Origin of the sequence: Aromatoleum sp., from assembly GCF_032027225.1 — a bacterium.
Taxonomy (GTDB): Bacteria; Pseudomonadota; Gammaproteobacteria; order Burkholderiales; family Rhodocyclaceae; genus Aromatoleum.
Genome location: NZ_JAVSMM010000009.1, coordinates 1 through 23,802 on the forward strand (window position 1 = coordinate 1; position 23,802 = coordinate 23,802).

Here is a 23,802-nt window from a genome sequence, read left to right on the forward strand (position 1 = left end):
GCGGGGTTGCGCTCACACACCGGCTATGGACGCCGCCCTGGTCGCTACGGTGGCCGGCCGGCGGTGGTCGCGCCGAATCTGCTCGAGCGTCAGTTTGCCCCGACAGCTCCGAACAAGAGCTGGGTGACCGACATCACTTACTAAGGCGTAAGTTGGTTACCGGACATTGATTATTGGTGACATGCGATAATTCAGCATGGAAAAGAGAGACGGTCGTTCGCTGTCGCATGCCACGCTCGAGGAGATGCGGATTCGAGCAGTGCAACGTGTCGAGGCCGGTGAGTCGCCGGAAGTCGTAATTAAGGCGCTGGGGTTTTCTCGCGCCCGTATTTACGAATGGTTGGCGTTGTACCGGGAAGGTGGGCTCGATGCCTTGAGGGCGAAGCCAGTGCCTGGTGCGGCGCCCAAACTGGACGGCAAGGCGCTGGATTGGCTGTACCGCACGATTACGCTGTCCAACCCCCAGCAGTTCAAATTCGAATTCGCCCTGTGGACGCGCGCGATGGTGCGTGAGCTCATCCGCAAGCAGTTCAAGGTGGCGCTCTCGGAGGTCAGCGTCGGTCGATTGCTGCGCAAGCTGGGCTTGTCGCCGCAGCGTCCCTTGATGCGTGCCTACCAACGCGATCCGGAACTCGTCGCCGATTGGATCAAGAACGAGTTTCCGCGCATTCGCGCAGAAGCGAAGGCGGCCGGCGCGGAGATCTTTTTTGGCGACGAAGCCGCGGTACGCTCGGACTACCACAGCGGCACGACCTGGGCGCCGGTGGGGGCCACCCCGGTCATCAAGACAACGGGCGCACGGTTCAAGGTGAACCTGATCTCGGCGATCAGTCCCAAGGGGCAGCTGCGCTTCATGTGCAATAAAGGCAACGTCACCGCCGACGTGTTCATTGAATTCCTGAAACGGCTCGTCCAGGGCAGCACCAAGCCGATTTTCCTGATCGTCGATGGTCATCCGGTGCATCGCAGCGCCAAGGTCAGGAAATTCGTTGAGGGACTTGAGGGCAAGCTGCGCTTGTTCCGTCTGCCGGCCTATTCGCCCGATCTGAATCCCGACGAGCACGTCTGGGCGCATCTGAAGGGACACAAAATGGGCCGCAGCATCATCAATGGACCTGACCAAATGAAAAAACTCGCAATCCGGTTTCTGCGCTCTCTGCAGAAAATGCCGGACCTCGTTCGCGCGTTCTTCAGGCACCCTAGCACCCGCTATGCGGCCGAATAACATATCCGGTAACCAACTTACGCATTAGTACATCCGGACCCACGAGGGCTGGCTGTACCTGTGCGCGGTGCTCGATCTGTTCTCCCGTCAGGTTGTCGGTTGGTCGATGGGTGAGCGGATGACCAAGGAGTTGGCGTTGAACGCCTTGCTGATGGCAGTGTGGCGTCGCAAACCCACCGAGGAGGTGGTGGTGCATTCGGATCAGGGCAGCCAATTCAGCAGCCACGACTGGCAAGACTTCCTGAAGGCGCACCGGCTGGTGCCAAGCATGAGCCGACGCGGCAACTGCCACGACAACGCGGTGGCGGAAAGCTTCTTTCAGCTACTCAAGCGCGAGCGGATCAAGCGAAAGATCTACACGGATCGGGCGCAGGCGCGCTCGGATGTGTTCGATTACATCGAGCTCTTCTACAACCCACGACGACGCCACGGTTTCACCAACCAGCTCTCGCCGGTAGAGTTCGAGCGGCAGTGTTTTTTGAAGAACGGGACCGTCTAGGAAACCCGGGGCGATTCAGTCTCGCGTTCCAAACCTCAGCGGCGACGCCTTTCAGTAAGCGTCAATCGACGCAGCGCGTTCAGCTGAACGTTCAAACTGAACGTTCAACTCCTGCAAGCGCCATTGCGGATTCACCCGCATTTTCACACTGATATCTTTTCAACTCAGTAACTTGCGCGAACTGGCACGCATCTCGCTTAGACGCATCATGAGACCGCTTACGATGCGTTGCTGATTAGGAAAATCATGAAATCCGCTTTCTTCACCCTGTGCTTCTCCGTGCTGACATTATTGCCTTTCGGCGTTTCCGCGAATGGGCCGGCTCCTGATCAATTGATCACCAAGCTGTGTGACGAGGTCGTGGACATTCTTCGGAGCAATAAGCCGGCGCGCGGTGGTGATACGGCCGGCACGGTGCGTTTGGTGCAGGAGGCGGTCCTGCCGCATTTCAATTTCCGGCGGATGACGATGCTTGCGGTCGGGCGCGATTGGCGCGCAGCGACGCCCGAACAGCAGAAGCGGCTGACCGATGCTTTCTACGGAATGCTGACGCGGACGTATTCGAACGCGCTGACGCAGTATCGGGATCAGACGGTTTCGGTGCGTCCGCTGCGCCTTGATCCCGCCGAGAAGAGCGCACGAGTTCAGACGGAAATTCACCAGCCGGGCGGTCAGCCGGTATCCGTCGATTACGTTCTCGAACTGCGCCCCGACGGCTGGAAGATTTTCGACATCGTCGTCGCCGGCGTCAGTCTGGTGACGAACTACCGCGGGACTTTCGCGCGCGAAATCAGTCTCGGGGGAATAGACGGTCTGATCAAGTCACTGGAGACGAAGGAACGCCAGTTTGCCCAGACGACGCAGTCCTGAGCGCTGAACGATTATTCGTTCTTCGGTCCAGCGGGCATGTCGCGCAATCAGCGCCGCGCCGACGTTCAGATAATTAGAGTGCCGCGATAATCATCTTCGAAAATAGCAATCAAAATCAGAAACAGAATCCCATTTTTCCCATATCGCTGAAAGAGCCAATTCCGAAATTCGATCGGATTGAGCATCGTTTTTGATCGAGAGTTCGCCTTGTCTGGCGCGTTCTCGATCAATTTTTTTTGCCTGAAAATAAGAACTCGCCCGTAATTCCTCGTCGATATGATGGGAATATTTAAATTTGCGCAAACTAACATAAATCAAGTTTTGCATTCATCTCGATGCCTAGACTGAATCTCGATGCAATTGAAACGCATCCGGCACATTTGAAGCATGGCAATTACCCACTAATTCAGGAGATGAAAATGCAGAAACAAATCCGGAACATCGTTATCGGTCTGGTCGCCGCTCTCGGGACCTCGCTCGCCGTCGCCGACTCCGCGCCGAATACTGCAAATGGCGCCAGGAGCACCCACGCCGCGTCCGCTTCAAGCACCGCGCAGCAAGGCCTTTCCACGGCGGACTGGCGCTATGTCGGCGGCGAGCCGGGATGGATTCACGAGGTCGGGCAGGCTGGCAGCCGGAGCGGAAAGACCCGGGCCGAAGTGCAAAAGGAACTCGTTGAATATCGAAACAATCCGGGCGCGCAATTGCGTCATCTGAGCCTTTACATCCGCGGGTGATCGACTGAATCGATCGCGCTTTTTTTAGATGCGCCTCCTGTTCGAGGCGCGTTCACCGTCATTGAATCAGGAGCATCAAATGTCGTTTGCGGTAAAAGGCAACATCACCTGGGTCGGCAAGCAGGATTGGGAACTGCGCGAATTCCACGGCTCGGAATATTCGACGCACAAAGGCTCGAGCTATAACAGCTATCTCGTCCGCGAGGAAAAGGTCGCGCTGATCGACACCGTCTGGACCCCGTATGCGCAGGAATTCGTCGACAATCTCGAGAAGGAAATCGACCTCCACAAGATCGATTACATCATCGCGAACCACGCCGAAAGCGATCACAGCGGGGCGCTGCCGGCATTGCTCGCGAGAATTCCGGGCACGCCAATCTACTGCACGGAAAACGGAGTCAAATCCCTGAAGGGGCACTATCACAAGAACTGGAATTTCCAGATCGTCAAGACCGGGGACACGCTCGATCTCGGCAACGGCAAGCAGCTGGTCTTTGTCGAAGCACCGATGCTGCACTGGCCGGACAGCATGATGACTTACCTCGCCGGCGAAGCGGTGCTGTTCAGCAATGACGCGTTCGGTCAACACTACGCCAGCGAACAGATGTTCAACGATCTCGTCGATCAAGAGGAATTGCGCGCCGAGTGCCTCAAGTACTACGCGAACATCCTCACGCCGTTCAGCTCCCGCGTGACCGCGAAGATTCACGAAGTCCTGTCGTTCAATCTGCCGCTCGAGATGATCTGCACCGCGCACGGAATCATCTGGCGCGACAACCCGGCGCAGATCGTCGAGCAATATCTCGCGTGGGCGGACGACTACCAGGAAAACCAGATCACGCTGGTCTACGACTCGATGTGGAACGGCACGCGCCATATGGCCGAGGCGATCACGAAGGGCATCCGCCAGGAGGACCCGGCTGTCGAGGTGAAGATGTTCAACCTCGCGAACACCGACAAGAACGACGTGCTGACGCAGGTGTTCAAGTCGAAGGGCATTCTGGTCGGATCGCCGACGGTCAACAACGGCATGCTGCCGCAGGTTGCGGCGCTGCTGGAGGAACTGCGCGGTCTGCGCTTCCGCGGTAAACATGCAGCACCGTTCGGCGCACACGGCTGGGCCGGCGGCGCGGTGGATCGGATCGGACAGCGGCTCGAGGAAGCAGGCTTCGCCGTCAGCGGCGGAATCGAGGCACTGTGGAAACCGACCGACGGCGCGCTGGAAGAATGCCTCGCATTCGGCCGCGACATTGCGCGGCAGTGGCGCGGCGAGTGGGAGCCGGCGGAAGCCGCGGCACCGGAACAAGCGTCGTCGATCAAGCGGTCTTCGGCGCCGAAGCGCAAGGACGCGAAACCCACTGCGGCACCCGCAAAGACCCCGCTCGCCGCAGCCGTCGAAGAAGGATCGATGCGTTGCAGGACCTGCGGCTGGATCTACGATCCGGCGAAGGGCGAAGCGGGGCAGGGCGTGCACGCCGGCACGCCGTGGTCGGAAGTGCCGGAGACTTTCCTGTGCCCCGAGTGCCTGCTCGGCAAGTCGGAATTCGACCCGTTGAACACGCATGGGAGCGTCGCCAGCCAAGTGTCCGCGGACCGCGACCTGCAACCCGCGCCGGTCGTGATCGTCGGTGGCGGCAGCGCGGCGTACCAGCTGGTCCGCGCGTTCCGTGCCCAGGATGCGGACACGCCGGTGCTCGTGATCACCGCCGACGCGGGCTCGGACTATCCGAAGCCGCAGCTGGTCCACGGTTTCAGCCGCAAGCTCGGCCCGTCGGATCTCGTGCAGCGCACGCCCGAGCAGATCGCGCGCGAGTTCAACATCACGATCCTCGCGCACACCCAAGTCGACGCGATCGATCCGGACAACAAGACAATCAGCTTCGACGATGAAGTGCGGCCATACCGCGATCTCGTCCTCGCGCTCGGCGCCGATCCGTGGATTCCACCGCTGCAGGGGAGCGCGGCGGGGCGGGTGATCACGCTGAACAACCTCGCGGATTACGAACGGTATCTGGAACAGCTCGCGCAGGGCGAGCGCGTACTCGTGATCGGCGCGGGCCTCACCGGCACCGAAGTCGCACTCGACCTCGCCGAAAGCGGGCTGCAGGTGCGCCTCACCGACGTCGCGCCGCGCACCCTCGCGAAGCTGCTGCCCGACTTCGTCAGCCGCGAGCTCGAAACCCGGCTCGCGCAGAAGGGATGCCAGCTACACCTCGGCGACAGCATCGCGCGGATCGACTCGAGCGATGGCGGCATCGTCGTGCAGCTTTCCAATGGAGAAAGCTTCGAAGTGGATACGGTGGTCGCGACAGCCGGATTGCGGCCGCGGATCGAACTCGCGCGCGACGCCGGCCTGGACGTGAACCGCGGCATCAAGGTGAATCCGCAGCTGCGGACGAGCGACCCGCATATCTACGCGCTCGGCGACTGCGCCGAGATCGAAGGCATGGTGCTGCCATTCATGCATCCCTTGTCGCTGTCGGCGCAGGCGTTGGCCAAGACTCTCGCCGGCGACACTACGGCGCTTCGTCTGCCCGCGATGCCGACGCTGGTGAAGACTCCCGCGCTCCCGATCCAGCTTGCGGGCGTCACGGTCGCGGACGGCCTGCAGTGGGCGGTCGATGCCGACGAAACGGGCCTCACCGGCAAGGCGCACGACGACGACGGCCGGCTGGTCGGATACGTCGTGACCGGGCAGCACGTCGGCAAGGGGATGGCGCTGCTGCAGCAACTGCCGGCGCTGCTCTGAGCCGGACCGTCGGCCGGAAGGTCGACGGCAATCGAGCCCGGCAGCCGAGCGATGGTGGCCGGGCTCGCGTCGCCGCGATGGAAGTCGCGGCGACGCCTTCACCTCCGGCCGCATCGAGGCCGAACCGTCGCACTCGCGACGTCCACCACCGCCTTCCCGATCCACTTGTTTTAGAGCAAGGCAGCCCGATGTCGGTCCGCCGACAATGATTCCGTAGTCGCGAGTAGGGAGAATCCGATTCGCGGTGAACGGAATTCGAAAACCGGCGGAGGATTGAGGCGATGAAGAAGATTAAGCTCGCGTACCTCGGGCTCATCGTGCTGCTCAGCTTGCTATGGTGGGTCGCCGACCCGCTGTTGCCGAACGGCTACGAATATTTCGCTTTGCGCAAGCTGGCGATCAACTACACCGGCATCATCGGCATCGGCGTGATGAGCGTTGGCATGATGCTCGCGCTGCGGCCAGTGCTGGTGGAGCCAGCGCTCGGCGGGCTGGACAAGACTTATCGGCTGCACAAGTGGCTCGGAATCACGGGACTGGTGATGTCCGTCATCCACTGGCTGTGGGCACAGGGCACGAAGTGGGCCGTGGGCTGGGGCTGGCTGGTGAAGCCCAAACGCGTGCCCGCCCCGGCCCAAACCGATCCCATCCTGAGCTTCTTCGAGCAGCAGCGCGGGCTGGCGGAGTCGATCGGGGAGTGGGCCTTCTACGCTGCCGTCGTGCTGATCGTGCTCGCGCTCACAAAGCGCTTCCCCTACCGGCTCTTCTTCAAAACCCATCGGCTGCTGGCGATCGTCTATCTGTTCCTCGTCGTCCACTCGGTGATGCTGATGCCCTTCGACTTCTGGGGGCATGCGGTCGGGCCGGTCATGGTCTTGCTGATGGTCGGCGGCACGGTCGGAGCGGCGGTGTCCTTGTCAGGCCGTCTCGGCCGTCGCCGCCGGGCAGTCGGCGAGATCGACGAGCTGGTGCGTTTCCCGGACAACCGGGTGCTGAAGGTCGGCATCCGCTTCGAGGACCGTTGGGCCGGGCATCAGGCGGGCCAGTTCGCTTTCGTCACCTTCGATTCGGCCGAGGGCGCACATCCCTTCACGATCTCGTCGGGATGGGCCGACGACGGCCGGCTGTTCTTCCTGATCAAGGGCATCGGCGACTACACGGCGCGTCTCCCGGACCTGCTGCAGATCGGCGATCTCGTCGTCGTCGAAGGCCCGTATGGGCGGTTCGATTTCACAAGCGGCAAGACACGGCAGATCTGGGTCGGCGGCGGGATCGGCATCACGCCCTTCATCGCGCGGATGAAGGCGCTGGCCGCCAAAGCGGACGGCCGCAACGTGGATCTCTTCTACAGCACCGCGGAACCCGACGAGGAGTTCATCGGCCGCCTGACGCGCGACGCCGAGGCCGCGGGCGTCAACCTGCATGTGCTGGTGTCGAGCCGCGACGGGCGGCTGGACGTGAAGCGCATCTGCAATACGGTGCCGCAATGGTCGGAGGCGGACATCTGGTTCTGCGGGCCGGCACGCTTCGGCCAGGCCTTGCGGGAGGGCTTCACCGCCAGGAGTTTCTCACCGGACAACTTCCATCAGGAGCTGTTCGACATGCGATGAGCCGATGAGTCCCGCGGGATGGACGGAATCCGGCGGCTGCCGCGCGCCGTCCTCGAACGCTCACATCTGATTGAGCCGCTTCCACAAGGTCGTGCGCGACATCCCGAGGCGGCGCGCCGCTTCCGCACGGTTTCCGCCCGACTCGGCGAGTACGCGCAGGATTTCCCTGCGCTCGTCTCCCTCGGTCGCGGGCGGCGTGTAGTAGCGCGTCACCGGACGCGGCGCCGTCCTGCGGTCCGGCGTCGCGATCGTTGCCTCCGGAGGCAGATGTTCCGGCAGGATCAACGGGCCGTCGGAGTTCACGACCGCGTATTCGAGCGAGTTGAAGAGCTGGCGCACGTTGCCCGGCCACGAGAACGACTCCATTTCGGAGATCGTCTGGGGCGACAGGCGCAGGTCCGGGCGGCGGTAGCGTTCGGCCAGCTCGTGCAGCAGCGTGCTCGCGAGCAGCGCGATGTCCTCGCGACGCTCGCGCAAGGCCGGCACGTGCAGCGGCAGCACGTGGAGGCGGTAATACAGATCCTCGCGGAACTCGCCGCGGGCGACCATGCCGGCGAGGTCGCGGTGCGTGGCCGCGACGACGCGCACGTCGACCTTGCGCGGCAGGTTTTCGCCGACGCGCACGATCTCGCGTTCCTGCAGCACGCGCAGCAGCTTCGTCTGCGTCGCGGGCGAAATTTCGCCGATCTCGTCGAGCAGCAGCGTGCCCCCGTTGGCCGCCTCGAAGCGCCCTGGCCGTGCCGCGGTCGCGCCCGAAAACGCGCCTTTCGCGTGACCGAACAGCTCGGTTTCCAGCAGGTTCTCAGGCAGCGACGCGCAGTGCACCGCGATGTACGGACCTTTCGCACGCGTGGAGTTGTCGTGCACCGCGCGGGCGACGAGTTCCTTGCCGACGCCGCTCTCGCCGGTGACGAGCACGTTCGCCTCGCTCGCGGCGACGCGCAGCACCTTCTGGTAGAAATCCTGCATCGCACGGCTGCGGCCCGTCAGTCCGCCGAGCTGCCAGCGGTCGCGCACTTCGGCTTCGAGTTCGACCTCACGCGAGCGGTCGCGCAGGATGATCGCGCAGTAAAGGCCGGCGTCATTTTCGGGCAGCAGCATCGCCCACATGCGCAGCGGCACGTCCCGGCCCTCCGGGGACTTCAGCACGATGTCCTGGATCTTGCCGGCTTCGCCCTTTTCCGGCGTCAGCGAGCAGGACCCGCGCGCCACGCACGCGCGCGCGCAGGGTGTTCCGGAAAAGAGCGTCGGGCACAGCTCGTCGGCGACGCGCTGGGAATCGACCCCGATCATCCGCGCCGCCGCACTGTTGATTTCGAGCACGCGGCGGGCGGCGTCGAGAAACATCACGCCTTCCTCGAGACTGTCGAGAAACACCCTTAGCGTCGTCAAAGACGGCATCCACACTCCCCCTAGCATTCAGATGGAACGTCCGCAGTGAACGTTCAGTGACCATTCGAAACTTATTTGAACAGCCGCGAGCCGATCCAAAAATGATGGACATCAAGCGATTGAAGGCAGAGGCAGCGCGCCGAGCCTTGGAAAACAGAGCCCGTTGGCATCGTGAACGGGGCGGCTTGCCCGCATGGCATGGCCGCTTTCTCGACTCACCGCGGCGTGTCTGCTGGATGGTGAACGCTGTTCCGCCCCCGGGGATGCGCTCGGAAACATCACGAGGTCCAGCAGTCGCGCGTAGCAAGCCGACCCGGCGGCCACATGCTCCTTCAGCCGTTCAACGAGCGCGTAGTCGTCGAGACGATTTCGAATCGCCGTCGATCGGGAACATCTGGCCGGAGATGGTGCGGGCATGCGAACCGGCAAGGAAGACGGCCAACGCGGCGATCGCGAGACCGATTCCGCTCGCGCCGGCGGTGATGAGGACGCGTTGGGTCATGGTCATATTCCTGTGATATCCGATGTAGCCGACTATCCTGAGGGTGACTATTTGATGCCCGGCCTGGACGGCAACATGGTCATCTACGACAACATCGCCGCCTGCACGCCTGCACGCCTGCACGCCTGCCGACCATCGAGGCGTCGGATCACGATCGGTTCCGCTTCGCAGATGGCTGCTGGTGACACAACTGCCTGTTCCACCCCCCGTTCAGATTGAACGTCCACGATGAACGTTCAGTGGCAATTCGAAACTTGATTCAACAGCCCCGAGCGGATCCAAAAGCGAAGAGCATCAAGCGGTTAGAGAAGATGGCATGGGGCTCGCTGTGTGAAGGTGGGGGGACGCACCGTCCCGACGAAAACCGCATGGACAGGAGACTTCACCGTGCAAGCAATCGCCTGGCAAATATCGCTGGTGCTCATGGCGTTCGTGGCGTTCGGATTCGCGTTCGTCGCGATCCGCTCCGGGCGCCGCGAGGACGACTACGCACCGCTGCAAAAGCGGGCCTATCGCCTGCGTACGCGACTGTTCTGGGTCGTGGTGCTGGCCTTCGGGCCGGCGATGATCTACACGCTGTTCGAGCTTCCGTACGGCGCAAGCCGCGCCTCGCCGGGGTCCGGCCCGGCGCAGGTCGTCGAGGCCACCGGCCACCAGTGGCGCTGGGAGCTGAGCCGGGACCGCGTCGCGGCCGGGCAGCCGGTCGAATTCCGCGTCACCAGCGCCGACGTCAATCACAGCTTCGGCATCTACGACGCTGACCTCCGCCTGGTCGCGCAGACGCAGGCGATGCCCGGCTACACCAACACGCTGCGCCACACGTTCGGCGAAGAGGGGACGTACCGGATCCTCTGCATGGAGTACTGCGGCCTCGCACACCACAACATGCTGGCCGAGATCCACGTCGGCGGCGAATGAGGGAGGAGACGAACGTGGCGACCTACACTTACGAACACAGCCCCGATCACGGGGCGAAGGCTGGCGTGCTGGCCTATCTGGTGACATCCGCGGTCGTGCTGCTGCTGATGATGACCTTCGGCCTGCTGATGCGGCTCGAACAGGCGCAGTGGATCTCGATCGGCGCGCTGCGCTTCTACGAACTGCTGACGCTGCACGGCGCCGGCATGGTCGGCATCGCGGCGATCGCCGGCGCGGCGATCATGTGGCACTTCCTGCGCCAGTACGTCGACCTGTCACCGCGCATCTTCGTCGCGAACCTGGTGCTGTTTCTGGCTGGGGTCGGGATGGTCCTCGCCAGCGTGCTGCTCGGGCATTTCCATGGCGGCTGGACTTTCCTGTATCCGCTGCCCGGAAAGTCGATGGGAACGTGGACGCCCGGGGCAGCCGCGCTCTTCATGGGCGGGATGCTCGTGATCGGCGTCGGCTTCGTGCTGCTTCACCTCGACATCGCGCGCGCGATCGTCGCCCGCTACGGCAACTTCGCGCGCGCACTCGGCTGGCCGCAGCTCTTCGGCCACGACGACGGCAAGGCGCCGCCGCCGACCGTGGTCGCGAGCACGATGGTCACGATCGTCAACCTCGTCGGCCTCGTCGTCGGCGCGAGCATCCTGACGATGATGCTGGTGAACCTCTACGTGCCCAGCTTCGACATCGATCCGCTGCTCGCCAAGGGGATGATTTACTTCTTCGGCCACGTCTTCATCAACGCGACGATCTACATGGCGGTGATCGCGGTCTACGAGATCCTGCCGCGTTACACGCAGCGGCCGTGGAAGTCGAACAAGGTGTTCCTCGCGTCCTGGACCGCGTCGACGCTGATGGTGATGTTCATCTTCCCGCACCACCTGCTGATGGACTTCGCGTTTCCGACCTGGATGCTGGTGATGGGCCACATCATCGGTTATCTCAACACCGTGCCGATCCTCATCGTCACCGGCTACGGTGCGCTGATGATCGTCTATCGCTCGGGCATCCGCTGGGACATGGCATCGAAGCTGCTCTTCCTGTCGCTGTTCGGCTGGGCGGCGGGGGCGATGCCGGCCTTCATCGACGGGACGATCACCGTCAATTACGTCATGCACAACACGCTGTGGGTGCCCGGGCACTTCCACACCTACCTGCTGCTCGGCATGGTGACGATGGTGTTCGGCTTCATGTATTACCTCGGCAAGCCGGACCACGAGGCCGACGATCGCCTGATCGACCGCATCGCGTTCTGGCTCTTCACGTCGTCGGTGCTCGGCTTCACGATGAGCTTCCTGTATTCCGGCAAGGAAAGCGTCGCGCGCCGCTACGCGGTGCATCTGCCCGAATGGGTGCCGTACGACCGCATCGCGTCGGTGTTCGCGGCGCTGGTCATCGCGTCGTCGCTGCTCTTCGTCGTGCGCTTCTTCTCGCGCATCGGGCTCGCGCGGCGCGACTATCAGCGCGCACCCGTCGCGGGCAGCGCGCTCGTCTGAAGCCCGCAATGAGCACGCTCGTCCGCGGCCTCGTCTCGACGGCACTCGTCGTCGCGTGCGGGACCGCGGCGTTCTGGTGGGGCACCGACGGCTTCAGCGCGTACACCGCCGAAGCCGCGCGGCGGGCAGATATCCTGCGCTCGCCGCGACCCGTGCCGACGGTCGTGCTCGAAGATCAGGACGGGCGGCGCTTCAGCCTGGAGGATTACCGCGGACGGCTGCTCGCGGTCGAGTTCATCTACACCCGCTGCATGACGGTCTGCCGCAGCCTGGGCCTCGCGTTCCGACAGATCCGCGAAGCCGTCCCGCCCGAGGCGCTGGAACGCGACTTCGCGTTGCTCAGCATCAGCTTCGACCCGGAGCGCGACGACCCGGCGAGCCTCAAGGCGTATGGCCGCAACTTCGGCGCCGACGGCGAGCACTGGCGGCTCGCGCGCGTGCGCGACGCGGGCGAACTCGCGGCGCTGCTCGCCGCCTTCGGCGTCGTCGTGATATCCGACCGCTTCGGCGGCTTCGAGCACAACGCGGCGATCCATCTCGTCGGCCGCGACGGGCGACTCGTGGAAATCAGCGATCTCGACGAGCCGCTCGCCTTCGCGGGCAAGGTGCGGGAGAAGCTGTGATGCCGGCGCGCGGCTGTCGCCGGCACCTGGCGTGGGCAGCCGGCGTGCTGTATCTGCTGCTCGCGACGCCACCCGCGCGTGCGTGGCTCGAAGCGACGATGAGCGCCCACATGCTGGCGCAGATCCCGCTCCTCGCCGCGCTCGGTTTCGTCGCGTGCCGCCTGCTGCCCGAACGCACGCAGGACGCGCTGCTCGACCGCGCCGGCGGCATCGTCCCGTGCGTGCTGCTCGCGACTTTCGCGTCGAGCTACTGGATGCTGCCGCGCGCGCTCGACGAGGCGCTCGCGCGCGGAGCCGTCGAAGCGGCGAAGTTCGTCAGCCTGCCGGTCCTCGTCGGCCTGCCGCTCGCGCTCGCGTGGCGACGGCTCGGCACGCTCGGCCGCGGCTTCGTGTGGACGAACTTCTTCAGCATGCTCGCCGTCCTCGGCTGGCTCTACATCGCCGCGCCGGTGCGGGTGTGCAACAGCTATCTCGTCGATCAGCAGGAGAGCACCGGCTGGCTGATGGTCTGGATCGCGGTGCTGATGTTCGTCGGCTGGCTCGGCTCGCTGTTCGTCGGCGGAAAAGGCAACCCGGCCTCGTTGCAGAGCTCATCATCCGAGCGCGACGCGGTCGACACGGAACCGACCGGGCAAGCGGGCGGAACGTGAGTGCGTACAGGTCGCCTCCGCGACCGACGGGAGGCGGGCAGGGCGCACGATCGCCAGCTTTTCCCCCTTCCCGTGACCGTCCGCCGCCCCTTACTTCTTGAACAGCTCGTCGAGCGGGTTCGCCCTCTTCTCCTGACTCGCCGAGGCCCTGCGGCCGGAGAATTCCTCCTCGACGTTGTCGCGGTAGTAGCTCCACGCCGAGCCGGAACTCGACAGCCGGCGCCAGATTTCTTCCCCGACGCCGCTGTAGTCGATCCGGCTTCCGTCGTCGAGCTCGACCCTCAGCGTGCGCTGGCCCGCGTCGTACCCGATCGCGCGGAGCTTGCCCGAACTGATGCGTTTCATTTCCATCGCCAACTCCCGGTCTTGTCCATCGTCCTCGTGCGGCTGGTGCTGCGCCCGAAAGTTTAGGCCGGCTTTCGGTAATTTTATTGACCGTCTCGACGACCCGACCCTACAATCCTTCCACAATTGTCGAAGAGTGGAAGAATGAATCAGAAAGCCGCGCTTGCCGTGTTCGAGAGCCTGTCGTCGGGCGTGCGTCTCGACGTGTTCCGGCTGCTCGTGAAGGCGGGGCCCCCGGGACTCGTCGCGGGGGAGATCGCGGCCGCGCTCGACATCGCGCCCAGCAGCCTGTCGTTTCACCTGCGCACGCTGACGCAGTCCGGGCTCCTCGACGTCGAGCAGGAAGGGCGCTTTCAGCGCTATCGCGCGAGCCTCGGGCTGATGGCGGAAGTGATCGGCTTCCTGACCGAGAACTGCTGCAGCGGTCTGCCCGAAGGTTGCTCCGGCAGTCGAGGCGTCGCCGCGCGACTCCCCGGCTGCAAAGAACCGGCCCACGCCGCGGCGACGACCGAACGATGAACGTGCTCTTCCTCTGCACCGGCAACTCGTGCCGCTCGATTCTCGCCGAGGCGACTTTCAATGCGCTCGCGCCGGAAGACATGCGGGCGATGAGCGCCGGCAGCCATCCGGCCGGCTACGTGCATCCGCGCTCGCTGGCGCTGCTCCAGCGCGAAGGCATTCCGACGGCAGGGCTGCACAGCAAGTCGTGGGGCGCGTTCCCGACCGTCCCCGATCTCGTCATCACCGTCTGCGCCAGCGCCGCGGGCGAAACCTGTCCGGTCTATCTCGGCTCGGCGCGCCGGGTGCACTGGGGGGTGGCCGATCCGGCGCAGGCGACCGGCAGCGAGGCCGAGATCGATGCCGCGTTCGAACACGCTTATCGCGTGCTGCGCACGCGTATCGAAGCGTTTCTGGCATTACCCGAAAACCTGGTCCGACACGATCCGGCCGCCTTCCAGGCGGAACTCGAACGCATCGGCCGTCTCTCCGCGTGACCCGCAATTCAACCTGAGGAAACCACCATGAAAACGATCCAGATCTTCGATCCCGCCCTGTGCTGCAGCTCCGGCGTCTGTGGCGTGGACGTCGACCAGAAACTCGTCGACGCATCGGCCGACATCGAGTGGGCGAAGAAGGAGGGCATCGCCGTCGAGCGCTTCAATCTCGCGCAACAGCCGACCGTCTTCGCCGAGACGCCCGCCGTGAAGGCCTTCCTCGAACGCTCGGGCGCCGAAGCGTTGCCGCTGGTGCTGATCGACGGCGAAGTCGCGCTCGCCGGGCGCTACCCGACCCGCGACGAATTCTCCCGCTGGGGTGCGAAGACGCTGTCGCCGCGCCCGGCGGCGAGCCAGTGCTGCGGTCACTGCTGCTGAGCGGAAGACCGGCGATGGTCTTCCTCGACGACGCACCGCGTTACCTGTTCTTCACCGGCAAGGGCGGCGTCGGCAAGACGTCGCTCGCATGCGCGACCGCGGTCAGGCTTGCCGCCGCGGATCGCAGCGTGCTTCTCGTCAGCACCGACCCGGCCTCCAACGTGGGCCAGGTGTTCGGAGAGACGATCGGCAACCGGGTGACGCGAATCTCCGCCGTCGAGGGTTTGTCCGCGCTCGAAATCGACCCGCAGGCCGCCGCACAGGCGTACCGCGACCGGATCGTCGGCCCGGTCCGCGGCCTGCTGCCGGATGACGTGGTCCGCGGCATCGAGGAACAGCTGTCGGGCGCCTGCACAACCGAAATCGCCGCGTTCGATGAGTTCACCGGTCTGCTGACCGACGCGAAGCTGACCGAAGGCTTCGACCACGTCGTCTTCGACACCGCGCCGACCGGCCATACGATCCGACTGCTGCAGCTGCCGGGCGCGTGGTCCGGCTTTCTCGACGACAAACCCGACGGCGCGTCCTGCCTCGGGCCACTCGCCGGACTCGAGAAGCAGCGCGAGCAGTATCGCGCCGCAGTCTCGGCGCTCGCCGACCCGGAGCGGACCCGGCTCGTGCTCGTCGCCCGCGCTCAGGCGTCGACGCTGCGTGAAGTCGCGCGCACCCACCACGAACTCGCCGCGATCGGTCTGACGCGGCAGTTCCTCGTCATCAACGGCATTCTGCCGGCCGCCGAGGGCGATGAAGACGCGCTCGCGGCAGCGGTGCGCCGCCGCGAACGCGCCGCGCTCGACGCATCGCCCGAGGTGCTGCGCGATTTGCCGATCGATCTCGTGCCGCTGATGCCGTTCAATCTCGTGGGTCTTCCGGCGCTCCGCGCGCTGCTCGGCGACGTCGAAGCAGCCGGCGACGCGGCGTTCGAACCGGAGCCGTCCCGCCCGAGCCTGCCGACGCTCGGCGGCCTCATCGACGAGTTGGCCGCCAATGGCCACGGCCTCGTGATGCTGATGGGGAAGGGCGGCGTCGGCAAGACGACGCTCGCCGCCGCGGTCGCGACGGAACTTGCGGCGCGGGGTTTCCCGGTGCATCTGACGACCTCCGACCCGGCGGCGCATCTGGCCGAAACGCTCGAAGGCTCGCTCGGGAATCTGACCGTCAGCCGCATCGACCCGCACGCGGAAACCGAGCGTTACCGTCAGCACGTGCTCGACACGAAAGGCAAGGACCTCGACGCACAGGGCCGCGCGCTGCTCGAAGAGGACTTGCGCTCGCCCTGCACCGAGGAAATCGCGGTGTTCCAGGCGTTCTCGCGGATCATCCGCGAGGCCGGGCGCAAGTTCGTCGTCATGGACACCGCACCGACCGGCCACACGCTGCTGCTGCTCGACGCGACCGGCGCGTATCACAAGGAGATCGCGCGTCACATGGACAAAAGCGGCGTCGCGCACTTCACGACGCCGATGATGCAGTTGCAGGACCCGGCGCAGACGAAGGTGCTGCTCGTGACGCTCGCCGAGACGACGCCGGTCCTCGAAGCGGCGAGCCTGCAGGCCGACCTGCGTCGCGCAGGGATCGAGCCGTGGGCGTGGATCATCAACAACAGCCTCGCGGCGACACCGACGACCTCGCCGATCTTGCGCCGCCGCGCGCAGCAGGAATGGCCGCAGATCGAAGCCGTCCGCGAACACCACGCAAAACGCGTCGCGCTGGTCGCGATGCAGGCCGACGAGCCGGTCGGGATCGAACGGCTGCGGACGCTCGTCGCCGCCGCAAAAAATCCGACGAACGTCTGAAATAGTGGAGAGCGCATCTGATGTCCGCACCATGTGAAGTCGCGGGCCGGAAGGCTGCCGGGGCGCCGCTCGGGCGGTTCGAACGCTACCTGTCGCTTTGGGTGTTGCTGTGCATCGTCGCCGGAACGGTGCTCGGCCAGGCGCTCCCCGCGGCCGCGCATGCCGTCGGGCGGCTCGAGGTAGCGCACGTCAATATTCCGGTCGGGATCCTGATCTGGATCATGATCGTTCCGATGCTGATGAAGATCGATTTCGCGTCGCTGCACGAGGTGGGCGCGCAGAAGCGCAGCATCGGCATCACGCTGTTCGTGAACTGGGCAGTCAAGCCCTTCTCGATGGCGCTGCTTGGCTGGCTTTTCATCCGCCACGTGTTCGCGCCGTGGCTGCCCGCGGGCGAACTCGACAGCTATGTCGCCGGACTGATCCTGCTCGGTGCGGCGCCCTGCACTGCGATGGTGTTCGTATGGAGCAACCTGTGCGGCGGCGACGCGCACTTCACGATCTCGCAGGTCGCTCTGAATGACCTCGTGATGGTGTTCGCGTTCGCGCCGATCGTCGCGCTGCTGCTCGGCGTGTCGTCGATCCCGGTGCCGTGGGACACGCTGTTCCTGTCGGTCGTGATGTACATCGTGATCCCGCTCGCGATCGCGCAGTACTTGCGGCGGCGACTGCTCGCGAACGGCGAGGCGGCGTTCCTCCACGCGATGGAGCGGATCGCGCCGGTGACGATCCTCGCGCTGCTCGCGACGCTCGTACTGCTGTTCTCGTTCCAGGGGCAGGCAATCATCGAGCAGCCGCTGATCATCGCGATGCTCGCGGTGCCGATCCTGCTGCAGGGGCTGTTCATCGCCGCGCTCGGCTATTGGCTGAACCGCCGCTTCGGCGTGCGGCACGACGTCGCCGGGCCTTCAACAATGATCGGCGCGTCGAACTTCTTCGAGCTCGCGGTCGCAGTCGCGATCGTCCTCTACGGCTTCGACTCCGGGGCCGCGCTCGCGACCGTCGTCGGCGTGCTGATCGAGGTGCCAGTGATGCTATGGCTCGTCCGCGTCGTGAATGGGACGCGGGGCTGGTACGAGAGCGGGCTGTGCGCCGCGCCGCGCGCCGCGTAGCGCGCGTCTCGGGCGGCCACCCCGGCGCGCGGGCGCGTCGTCAGGCGCGCAGCGCCGAAGTACGGTGCGACTGGATGGTCGGCAGCAGCTGGCCGAAAACCTTGGGCGTGCCCGCAACGACGTTGCCGGTCTCGAGATACGCGCCTTCGCCCGCGAGATCGCTAACGAGTCCGCCGGCCTCCTGGATCATCAGCACGCCGGCTGCCATGTCCCACGGCTGCAGGCCGATTTCCCAGAAACCGTCGAGCCGGCCGCAGGCGACGTACGCGAGGTCGAGCGCGGCGGCGCCCGGGCGGCGAATGCCGGCGACCTTTTGCGTGAGGTCCTTGAACATCCCGAGATACGCGTCGATGTTGTCGAATTCGCGGTACGGGAAGCCGGTGCCGATCAGCGCCTCGTTCAGCCGCGTCCTTTTCGAGACCCGGATGCGGCGGTCGTTGAGGAAGGCCCCGCGGCCTTTCGAGGCGGTGAAGAGCTCGTTTCGGGTCGGATCGTAGATCACCGCCTGTTCGATGACCTTGTTCTTCGCCAGCGCGATGGAGATCGCATACTGCGGAAAGCCGTGAATGAAGTTCGTCGTGCCGTCGAGCGGGTCGATGATCCACTGATATTCGCTGTCTGCGGACTCCGCGGACTCGCCGGACTCCTCTGCTAGAATGCCGTGCTCCGGGTAGGCCTCGCGCAGGACTTCGATGATCGCCGCCTCGGCGGCCTGGTCCACCTCGGTGACGAAATCGTTCGGAGACTTGGTCTGGACCGTCAGGGCGTCCAGTTGCACCGAAGCGCGGTTGATGACGGAACCCGCACGGCGGGCGGCTTTCACTGCGATGGTCAGGGTGGGGTGCATGCGCATCGGTCTCGCTTGCGGAGGGGGCCCGCTAAGGGTCTCCGCTTAAGAAAATTCGAAAAAAACACAAGATTTTAATATGAACGGCGACATCGCGCTCGACCGCATCCGCATCGTACTTTCCCGTACCAGCCATCCCGGCAACATCGGCGCCGCCGCGCGTGCGATGAAGACGATGGGCCTGAGCCGCCTGGTACTCATCGAACCCGCGTCGTTTCCCGACCCCGTCGCCGAGGCGCGCGCGTCCGGCGCGAACGACATCCTCGAAAACGCCCGCGTCGTCGCATCGCTCGAAGAGGCGCTCGACGGGACGGTGCTGTCGGCCGCGATCACCGCACGACGGCGGGAGCGTTCGGTGCCGATACGCACGGCGCGCGACGCCGCCCCCGAGCTCGTCGCCTTCGCCGGAACGGGCGACGTCGCGCTCGTGTTCGGCACCGAGACCAGCGGACTCACGAACGAGGAGGTCGAGCGCTGTTCGATGCCGGTGTCGATCCCCGCGAATCCTGCGTTCTCGTCGCTGAACCTGGGTTCGGCGGTGCAATTGCTGTGTTACGAGCTGCGGATGGCGGCACTGTCGCCGACCCCGCCGGCCGAGCCCTTGCCCGACCTCGCCACTTTCGAGGAAGTCGAAGGCTTCCATCGCCACCTCGAACGGGCGATGACGGCGAGCGGGTTCTACGATCCGGCCAATCCCAAGCGGCTGCTGCAGCGCCTCAGGCGACTGTTCGGCCGGATCCGTCTCGAGAAAGAGGAAGTAAACATCCTGCGCGGCATCGTTGCTGCACTCGAGCGCAAACCCGACTAAACTGGTCAGGCATTAAAGTTCATCGGTAACAAAAGCTTCCGGGAGTAGAAGATCCATGTTCAGCCGCCTGCGCGAAGATCTTGCCAGCGTTCGCGAACGCGACCCCGCCGCACGCTCGACCTGGGAGGTGCTGACGTGTTATCCCGGCGTGCATGCACTGTTGTTCCACCGTCTTGCACACGCCGCGTGGAAGAAGGAATTGCACTGGATCGGCCGCTTCGTGAGCCATCTGTCGCGCTTCCTGACCGGCATCGAGATCCATCCTGGCGCGACGCTCGGCCGGCGCGTCTTCATCGACCACGGCATGGGCGTCGTGATCGGCGAGACCGCGGAGATCGGCGACGACTGCACGATCTACCAGGGAGTAACGCTGGGCGGCACGTCGCTGTATCGCGGCACGAAGCGCCACCCGACGCTCGGCAAGGGCGTCGTCGTCGGCGCCGGCGCGAAAGTGCTCGGCGGCTTCACGGTCGGAGACGGAGCACGGATCGGTTCGAACGCGGTCGTCGTCAAGCCGGTGCCGACCGGGACCACCGCGGTCGGCAACCCCGCGCGGATCATCGACCCGGAACGCACTGACGCGCGCGACAAGGCGCGGCAGCAGAAGGCCGAGCAGATGGGATTTTCGGCCTACGGCGTGACCAAGCAGATGGACGACCCGATCGCGAAGGCGATGCACGGACTGCTCGATCACGCGGTGGAGACCGATCGCCGCATCCAGATCCTCGTCGAGCAACTCGAAAAGGCCGGCGTCAGGGTCGATTCGACGGTCGAGAAGAGCGACGAATTCGATGCGCAACGGCTATCCAAAATGGTGGATTGAGCGGGGTTCAAGGGCTCCCGAGTAGTTGACTGATTTGGTCGGGATCCGTATAGTCGAGTGAAACGTTCGGGTATTGTCCTGGGCGATAAACCTCCGAGATACGAGGAGCCAAAATGAGACTGACCACCAAAGGAAGATTTGCGGTTACGGCGATGATCGATCTGGCGTCCCGCCAGGCTGAAGGCCCGGTGACACTGGCCGGCATCGCGGAGCGGCAGAGCATTTCGCTGTCCTACCTGGAACAACTGTTCGGAAAACTGCGGCGCCACAAGCTGGTGTCGAGCGTCCGTGGCCCCGGCGGCGGCTATCGGCTCGCGCGGGACATGGGCCGGATCACCGTCGCGGACATCATCGTCGCAGTCGACGAGCCGCTCGATGCGACGCAGTGCGGCGGCAAGCAGAACTGTCACGACGAGCAGCGCTGCATGACCCACGATCTGTGGGCGAACCTGAACAAGCGGATGTACGAGTATCTCGACTCCGTCACGCTCGGCGCGCTGGTGATGCGCGAGGTCAAGGCCGACCCCGACATGAGCGTGCTGAAGGACCTGCGCCGGCGCGCGATGATTTCGGTGCGCGAAGTCGCCGCTGCGTAAGACAAACAAGACGATGTTCGCACCCGTCTATCTCGACTGGAACGCGACCGCCCCGCTCGATCCGGCGGTGCGGGAGGCGATACTGCCCTGGCTCGACGGCCGGTTCGGTAACGCATCGAGCCGTCATGAATACGGCCGGCAGGCGAGGGCGGCGATCGACGAGGCGCGGGCAAAAGTGGCATCGGCGGTCGGTGCGCACGCGACCGAGGTGATCTTCACGAGTTGCGGCTCGGAAGCGAACAATTTGTTCATCAAGGGCGCCGCAGCGCTGATGAAGCCGGGAGTCGTGGCGATCAGCGCGATCGAGCATCCCTGTGTGCGCGAACCTGCCCGCCAACTCCGGCGCAGCGGCTGGACGGTACGGGAAATCGCGGTCGATGCGCAGGGACGCATTCGCCCCGACGACTGGAAAGCAGCGCTCGCCGAGCGGCCGGCACTGGTTTCGGTAATGGCCGCGAACAACGAGACCGGCGTCTTGCAGGACATCACGGCGCTCGCGTCGGACGCGAAGGCGGCCGGGACCTGGTTCCACACGGACGCGGTGCAGGCGTGCGGCAAGCTGCCGGTCGATTTCCGCTCGCTCGGGGTGCACGCGATGACGCTGTCGGCGCACAAGATCGGCGGCCCGCTCGGCGCGGGTGCGCTGGTGCTCGACAAGCGCGTCGAACTCGCGCCGCTCGTGGCCGGCGGTGGACAGGAGCGCGGGCTGCGGTCCGGCACGGAGAACGTCGCGGCGATCGTCGGTTTCGGCGTCGCGTGCGAGCAGGCCGCGGGGCGGGTCGAGACGGAAGCGCGACGGCTGGTCGAGCTGCGCGAGCGGCTCGAAACGGGCCTCGTCGCGCACGGCATGAAGATTTTTTCGTCGGGTGCGCCGCGCCTGCCGAATACGGTATTTTTTGCCGCCGAAGGTTTCGACGGCGAGACACTGGTTGCGAAGCTCGACCGCGCGGGGTATGCGTGCGCTAGCGGCTCGGCGTGTTCCAGCGCGAACCCGGAGCCGTCGCATACGCTGCTGGCAATGGGCGTCGAGCGGGATGTCGCACGCGGCGCGGTCCGGGTCAGCCTCGGCCGGGGCACGCAGCAGGGCGACGTCGAAGGATTCCTCGCGACCTTCTCGCGATTGATGCAAGAACTGAATAACCTGACCGCTGTGTCGGTCCAACACTAAAGCAGATCCCCGGAGGAACCCGATGCTCAAGTTTCCGATTTACCTGGACTACTCGGCGACGACGCCGGTCGATCCTCGCGTCGCCGAGGCGATGATCCCGTGGCTCACCGAACACTTCGGCAACCCCGCGAGCCGCTCGCATGCGTACGGTTGGGAAGCGGAGAAGGCGGTGGAGGATGCGCGCGCGCAAGTCGCCGCGCTGGTGAACGCCGACCCGAAGGAAATCGTCTGGACGTCGGGCGCGACCGAGTCGAACAACCTCGCGATCAAGGGCGCGGCGCAGTTCCACAAGGGCAAGGGCAAGCACGTCATCACGCTCAAGACCGAGCACAAGGCGGTCCTCGACACCTTCCGCGAACTCGAGCGCCAAGGCTTCGAGGCGACCTATCTCGACGTGCAGGAGAACGGCCTCGTCGATCTGGCGCGCCTGCGGGATGCGATCCGTCCGGACACCGTCCTCGTCTCGGTGATGTTCGTGAATAACGAAATCGGCGTGGTCCAGCCGATTGCCGAGATCGGCGAGATCTGCCGCGAGAAGGGCATCGTGTTCCACGTCGACGCGGCGCAGGCGACCGGGAAGGTCGAGATCGACCTCGCGAAGCTGAAGGTCGACCTGATGTGCTTCTCGGCGCACAAGACTTACGGTCCGAAGGGCATCGGCGCGCTGTACGTCCGCCGCAAGCCCCGCGCGCGCCTCGAAGCGCAGATGCACGGCGGCGGCCACGAGCGCGGCCTGCGTTCGGGCACGCTCGCGACGCACCAGATCGTCGGCATGGGCGAAGCCTTCCGCATCGCGCGCGAGGAGATGGCGACCGAGAACGAGCGCATCCGAGCGCTGCGCGATCGGCTGCTGAAGGGCTTGCAGGACATCGAGGCGACCTATGTGAACGGAGACCTCGAGCATCGCGTCCCGCACAACCTCAACATCTCGTTCGCGTACGTGGAGGGCGAGTCGCTGATCATGGCGATCAAGGACATCGCGGTGTCGAGCGGTTCGGCCTGTACGTCGGCGAGCCTCGAGCCGTCCTACGTGCTGCGCGCGCTCGGCCGCAACGACGAGCTCGCACACAGCTCGATCCGCTTCACGATCGGCCGCTTCACGACCGAAGAGGAAGTCGATTACACGGTCGACCTGCTGCACAAGAAGATCGGCAAGCTGCGCGAGTTGTCTCCGTTGTGGGAGATGTACCAGGACGGCGTGGATCTCGATACGGTGCAGTGGGCGGCCCACTAACAGAGAAGAGAAGAGGAGAAAATCATGGCATACAGCGAAAAAGTGTTGGATCACTACGAGAATCCCCGTAACGTCGGCGCGTTCGGCAAGGAAGACGAAGGCGTCGGGACCGGGATGGTCGGCGCGCCCGCGTGCGGCGACGTGATGAAGCTGCAGATCAAGGTCGGCAAGGACGGCGTGATCGAGGACGCGAAGTTCAAGACCTATGGCTGCGGCTCCGCGATCGCGTCGAGCTCGCTGGTGACCGAGTGGGTCAAGGGCAAGACGGTCGATCAGGCGCTGGAGATCAAGAACACGCAGATCGCCGAGGAGCTCGCGCTGCCGCCGGTCAAGATCCACTGCTCGATCCTCGCCGAAGACGCGATCAAGGCTGCAGTGGCGGACTACAAGAAGAAGCAGGTCGGCTGAGTTCGAGGGGGACCG

The 23,802-nt window shown here is 64.8% G+C and carries 25 protein-coding genes and 2 pseudogenes; 23 read left to right on the top strand and 4 right to left on the bottom strand.

What is annotated here, in order from left to right; translation table 11 throughout:
- From ROZ37_RS11400 to ROZ37_RS11415, 4 genes and pseudogenes are all read left to right on the top strand, one after another.
- A pseudogene (locus ROZ37_RS11400) lies at positions 1 to 141 on the top strand (IS3 family transposase); the annotation flags it as partial.
- Positions 142 to 196: 55 nt separating this feature from the next.
- The gene (locus tag ROZ37_RS11405) at positions 197 to 1,225 is read left to right on the top strand and encodes an IS630 family transposase (protein ID WP_312659478.1); all 1,029 of its coding nucleotides are present in this window, start codon (positions 197 to 199) and stop codon (positions 1,223 to 1,225) included.
- A gap of 28 nt (positions 1,226 to 1,253) precedes the next feature.
- Positions 1,254 to 1,724, top strand: a pseudogene (locus ROZ37_RS11410) (IS3 family transposase); the annotation flags it as partial.
- Between the two features lie 246 nt (positions 1,725 to 1,970).
- Entirely contained in the window at positions 1,971 to 2,594 is a 624-nt protein-coding gene (locus ROZ37_RS11415) for an ABC transporter substrate-binding protein (RefSeq protein ID WP_312659480.1), read from the top strand.
- 90 nt (positions 2,595 to 2,684) lie between these two features.
- Here ROZ37_RS11415 and ROZ37_RS11420 read toward each other — a convergent pair whose 3' ends face one another.
- Positions 2,685 to 2,921, bottom strand: coding sequence for a hypothetical protein (locus tag ROZ37_RS11420; protein WP_312659482.1), 237 nt, complete (start codon positions 2,919 to 2,921; stop codon positions 2,685 to 2,687).
- A gap of 92 nt (positions 2,922 to 3,013) precedes the next feature.
- On the opposite strand from ROZ37_RS11420, the gene ROZ37_RS11425 reads away from it, so the two are divergent.
- The 3 genes from ROZ37_RS11425 to ROZ37_RS11435 all read left to right on the top strand — a co-directional run bounded on the left by ROZ37_RS11425 (position 3,014) and on the right by ROZ37_RS11435 (position 7,690).
- The gene (locus ROZ37_RS11425) at positions 3,014 to 3,331 is read left to right on the top strand and encodes a hypothetical protein (RefSeq protein ID WP_312659483.1); all 318 of its coding nucleotides are present in this window, start codon (positions 3,014 to 3,016) and stop codon (positions 3,329 to 3,331) included.
- Between the two features lie 79 nt (positions 3,332 to 3,410).
- Positions 3,411 to 6,080 (top strand): anaerobic nitric oxide reductase flavorubredoxin, encoded by a 2,670-nt coding sequence (gene norV, locus ROZ37_RS11430; protein ID WP_312659484.1) that lies wholly within the window; start codon positions 3,411 to 3,413, stop codon positions 6,078 to 6,080.
- Between the two features lie 281 nt (positions 6,081 to 6,361).
- The gene (locus ROZ37_RS11435; protein WP_312659485.1) at positions 6,362 to 7,690 is read left to right on the top strand and encodes a ferric reductase-like transmembrane domain-containing protein; all 1,329 of its coding nucleotides are present in this window, start codon (positions 6,362 to 6,364) and stop codon (positions 7,688 to 7,690) included.
- A 60-nt stretch (positions 7,691 to 7,750) separates the two neighbouring features.
- Here ROZ37_RS11435 and ROZ37_RS11440 read toward each other — a convergent pair whose 3' ends face one another.
- A complete protein-coding gene (locus tag ROZ37_RS11440) occupies positions 7,751 to 9,091 on the bottom strand; it encodes a sigma 54-interacting transcriptional regulator (RefSeq protein ID WP_312659486.1) in 1,341 nt (446 codons plus the stop codon).
- A 406-nt stretch (positions 9,092 to 9,497) separates the two neighbouring features.
- Between ROZ37_RS11440 and ROZ37_RS11445 the strand changes: the two genes are divergently transcribed.
- From ROZ37_RS11445 to ROZ37_RS11465, 5 genes are all read left to right on the top strand, one after another.
- Positions 9,498 to 9,803 (top strand): hypothetical protein, encoded by a 306-nt coding sequence (locus ROZ37_RS11445; protein WP_312659487.1) that lies wholly within the window; start codon positions 9,498 to 9,500, stop codon positions 9,801 to 9,803.
- A 168-nt stretch (positions 9,804 to 9,971) separates the two neighbouring features.
- On the top strand, positions 9,972 to 10,502 hold the full coding sequence (locus ROZ37_RS11450) for a cytochrome C oxidase subunit II (RefSeq protein ID WP_312659488.1): 531 nt from the start codon (positions 9,972 to 9,974) through the stop codon (positions 10,500 to 10,502).
- 14 nt (positions 10,503 to 10,516) lie between these two features.
- Complete coding sequence (locus ROZ37_RS11455; protein WP_312659489.1) at positions 10,517 to 12,004, top strand: cbb3-type cytochrome c oxidase subunit I; 1,488 nt, start codon at positions 10,517 to 10,519, stop codon at positions 12,002 to 12,004.
- 8 nt (positions 12,005 to 12,012) lie between these two features.
- Positions 12,013 to 12,627, top strand: coding sequence for an SCO family protein (locus ROZ37_RS11460; RefSeq protein ID WP_312659490.1), 615 nt, complete (start codon positions 12,013 to 12,015; stop codon positions 12,625 to 12,627).
- Complete coding sequence (locus ROZ37_RS11465) at positions 12,627 to 13,277, top strand: hypothetical protein (RefSeq protein ID WP_312659491.1); 651 nt, start codon at positions 12,627 to 12,629, stop codon at positions 13,275 to 13,277. The genes ROZ37_RS11460 and ROZ37_RS11465 overlap by 1 nt, the downstream gene beginning before the upstream one ends.
- A 90-nt stretch (positions 13,278 to 13,367) precedes the next feature.
- On the opposite strand, the gene ROZ37_RS11470 is transcribed toward ROZ37_RS11465, so the two are convergent.
- On the bottom strand, positions 13,368 to 13,628 hold the full coding sequence (locus ROZ37_RS11470) for a KTSC domain-containing protein (protein WP_312659493.1): 261 nt from the start codon (positions 13,626 to 13,628) through the stop codon (positions 13,368 to 13,370).
- Positions 13,629 to 13,766: 138 nt separating this feature from the next.
- Between ROZ37_RS11470 and ROZ37_RS11475 the strand changes: the two genes are divergently transcribed.
- From ROZ37_RS11475 to arsB, 5 genes are read left to right on the top strand one after another with little or no spacing between them, the layout of a single operon-like run.
- Complete coding sequence (locus ROZ37_RS11475) at positions 13,767 to 14,141, top strand: helix-turn-helix transcriptional regulator (protein WP_312659494.1); 375 nt, start codon at positions 13,767 to 13,769, stop codon at positions 14,139 to 14,141.
- Positions 14,138 to 14,617: an arsenate reductase ArsC gene (locus ROZ37_RS11480; protein ID WP_312659496.1), complete on the top strand. Its 480-nt coding sequence runs from the start codon at positions 14,138 to 14,140 to the stop codon at positions 14,615 to 14,617. Before ROZ37_RS11475 ends, ROZ37_RS11480 begins: the two co-directional genes overlap by 4 nt.
- Positions 14,618 to 14,644: 27 nt before the next feature.
- Positions 14,645 to 14,995, top strand: a complete 351-nt coding sequence (arsD, locus tag ROZ37_RS11485) for an arsenite efflux transporter metallochaperone ArsD (protein ID WP_312659497.1) — start codon at positions 14,645 to 14,647, stop codon at positions 14,993 to 14,995.
- Positions 14,996 to 15,009: 14 nt separating this feature from the next.
- Positions 15,010 to 16,791, top strand: a complete 1,782-nt coding sequence (gene arsA, locus ROZ37_RS11490) for an arsenical pump-driving ATPase (protein ID WP_312659498.1) — start codon at positions 15,010 to 15,012, stop codon at positions 16,789 to 16,791.
- A gap of 20 nt (positions 16,792 to 16,811) precedes the next feature.
- Positions 16,812 to 17,903, top strand: a complete 1,092-nt coding sequence (gene arsB / locus ROZ37_RS11495) for an ACR3 family arsenite efflux transporter (RefSeq protein ID WP_312659499.1) — start codon at positions 16,812 to 16,814, stop codon at positions 17,901 to 17,903.
- Between the two features lie 40 nt (positions 17,904 to 17,943).
- On the opposite strand, the gene ROZ37_RS11500 is transcribed toward arsB, so the two are convergent.
- Positions 17,944 to 18,750, bottom strand: coding sequence for an inositol monophosphatase family protein (locus ROZ37_RS11500; protein WP_312659500.1), 807 nt, complete (start codon positions 18,748 to 18,750; stop codon positions 17,944 to 17,946).
- Between the two features lie 79 nt (positions 18,751 to 18,829).
- Between ROZ37_RS11500 and ROZ37_RS11505 the strand changes: the two genes are divergently transcribed.
- The 6 genes from ROZ37_RS11505 to iscU all read left to right on the top strand — a co-directional run bounded on the left by ROZ37_RS11505 (position 18,830) and on the right by iscU (position 23,787).
- On the top strand, positions 18,830 to 19,558 hold the full coding sequence (locus tag ROZ37_RS11505) for an RNA methyltransferase (RefSeq protein ID WP_312659501.1): 729 nt from the start codon (positions 18,830 to 18,832) through the stop codon (positions 19,556 to 19,558).
- Positions 19,559 to 19,613: 55 nt separating this feature from the next.
- Positions 19,614 to 20,381: a serine O-acetyltransferase gene (cysE, locus tag ROZ37_RS11510; RefSeq protein WP_312659502.1), complete on the top strand. Its 768-nt coding sequence runs from the start codon at positions 19,614 to 19,616 to the stop codon at positions 20,379 to 20,381.
- 113 nt (positions 20,382 to 20,494) lie between these two features.
- Positions 20,495 to 20,977: a Fe-S cluster assembly transcriptional regulator IscR gene (gene iscR, locus ROZ37_RS11515; RefSeq protein ID WP_312659503.1), complete on the top strand. Its 483-nt coding sequence runs from the start codon at positions 20,495 to 20,497 to the stop codon at positions 20,975 to 20,977.
- Positions 20,978 to 20,990: 13 nt separating this feature from the next.
- Complete coding sequence (locus ROZ37_RS11520) at positions 20,991 to 22,145, top strand: cysteine desulfurase family protein (protein WP_312659504.1); 1,155 nt, start codon at positions 20,991 to 20,993, stop codon at positions 22,143 to 22,145.
- 22 nt (positions 22,146 to 22,167) lie between these two features.
- Positions 22,168 to 23,379 carry an IscS subfamily cysteine desulfurase gene (locus ROZ37_RS11525; protein WP_312659505.1) on the top strand — a complete coding sequence of 404 codons (1,212 nt, stop codon included), beginning with the start codon at positions 22,168 to 22,170 and terminating at the stop codon, positions 23,377 to 23,379.
- A 24-nt stretch (positions 23,380 to 23,403) separates the two neighbouring features.
- The gene (iscU, locus tag ROZ37_RS11530; protein ID WP_312659506.1) at positions 23,404 to 23,787 is read left to right on the top strand and encodes a Fe-S cluster assembly scaffold IscU; all 384 of its coding nucleotides are present in this window, start codon (positions 23,404 to 23,406) and stop codon (positions 23,785 to 23,787) included.
- Positions 23,788 to 23,802 lie beyond the last annotated feature (15 nt).